Here is a 1,653-nt window from a genome sequence, read left to right as displayed (position 1 = left end):
CGGCCGTCGACGGCCGCCCGGCCGGCACCCGCTCCCGCAACGGCGCGGACCGCGTGCTCGCCGTGCTCCCCGCCACGCCCGCCGCCGCGGTGGCCGCCCGGTGCCTCGCGTACTGGCGCCGCGACCCGCGCTACGCGATGGGCGGTGCGGTCGCCGTGGTGCTGCCCCTGCTGCTCGTCGTCATCCCGTTCTCCAACGGCGCCGACGTGGGGCCGTGGGTGCTGTGGGCGGGACCGGTGGTCGCGTTCGTGCTGGGCTGGAGCCTGCACGCGGACCTGTCCTACGACCACTCCGCGTTCTGGCTCCACCTGGCCAGCGGCCTGCGCGGCCACCACGACCTCCTCGGCCGGGTGCTGGCCGCGGCGTCGTGGCAGGCACCGCTGCTGGTGCTGGCGTGCGCTGCGGGCACGGCGGTGTCGGGGCGCTGGGAGCTCCTGCCTGCCGTCGGGGGGCTGACCGCGGCGGTGTACTGCGCCGGGGTGGGGGTCTCCGTCGTCGCCTGCGCCCTCGTGCCGTACCCGGTGGCCCCGCCCGGCGGCAACCCGTTCAGCACGCCCCGCGGTGCCGGTGCCGCCACGCTGCTGGTGCAGCTCGGCACGAGCACGGCGGTGGCGCTGCTGACGCTGCCCTCGGCGGTGCTCGCGCTGGTCGCGGTGGCCGTCGCGCCGTGGTGGGGGTGGCTGGGTCTGCTGGCGGCGCTGCTGCTGGGCCCGGTGTGGCTGGTGCTGGGGGTGCGGCTGGGCGGGCGGGTCCTGGACTCCCGCGGCCCGGAGCTGCTCGCCACCGTCAGCCGGTCCTGACGTCCGGCGGGGCTCGGCGAGCGCCCCGCCGCGGTGTCCTGGCACGCTGCGCCGGTGAGCCCGGCCGAGGTGGGACCGCTGGCGGTCGCCCTGCTGCTGCTGGTGGCCGTCGCGGTCGTCGCTGGGCGCGCCGGTGGCCTGGGCCAGGAGCGGGCGGTGGTCGTCGCGGTGGCGCGCGCCGTGGTGCAGGTGCTGGTGGTGGGTGTCGTCATCGGCGTCGTGCTGGCCACGCCGGTGCTGGCGCCGGCCTACCTGGCGCTGGCGCTGGCGGTCGCGTCGGGGACGTCGGCGCGGCAGCTGGGCGGGTTGCGCTCGGCGTGGGGCGTGACGGGGCTGGCGATCGGGGTGGGTGCTGCCGCGGCTGCGCTGCCGGTGCTGCTCACGGGGGCGCTGGAGCGCGACGCGCGGGACGTGGTGCCGTTCGGGGCCCAGCTCGTCGGGGGCGCGATGACCGCCACGACGCTCGCGGGGCGCCGGTTGCTGGACGACGCCCGCCAGCAGTGGGACGTCGTGGAGGGCTGGTACGCCCTGGGTGCGACGCCGCGGCAGGCGACCGCGCAGCTGGCGCGCACGGCCGCGGCGCGCTCGGTGGGGCCGGCGCTGGACCAGACGCGCAACGTGGGGCTGGTCGTGCTGCCGGGGGCGTTCGTGGGGCTGCTGCTGGGCGGGGCGAGCCCGCTGGAGGCGGCGCGGGTGCAGCTGCTGGTGCTGGCGGGGCTGCTGGCGGCGGAGACGGTGGCGGCGGTGGTGGTGACGCGGCTGCTGGCGCGGGCGCTGGTGCTGCGCCCGGTGGAGGCGTGAGCCCGGCGCAGGCGTGAGCCCGGCGCAGGCGTGAGCCCGGCGCAGGCGTGAG

The 1,653-nt window shown here is 78.9% G+C and carries 1 protein-coding gene and 1 pseudogene; both read left to right on the top strand.

Annotation, left to right across the window (positions count from 1 at the left end; translation table 11 throughout):
• Positions 1-800 (top strand): annotated as a pseudogene (locus ABEB16_RS17180) (transporter); the annotation flags it as partial.
• Positions 801-854: 54 nt separating this feature from the next.
• On the top strand, positions 855-1,601 hold the full coding sequence (locus ABEB16_RS17175; RefSeq protein ID WP_345713441.1) for an ABC transporter permease: 747 nt from the start codon (positions 855-857) through the stop codon (positions 1,599-1,601).
• Positions 1,602-1,653 lie beyond the last annotated feature (52 nt).

The organism is Kineococcus glutinatus, from assembly GCF_039542765.1.
GTDB classification, from domain to species: Bacteria; Actinomycetota; Actinomycetes; order Actinomycetales; family Kineococcaceae; genus Kineococcus_A; species Kineococcus_A glutinatus.
This window is presented reverse-complemented; position numbering and strand designations above follow the sequence as displayed.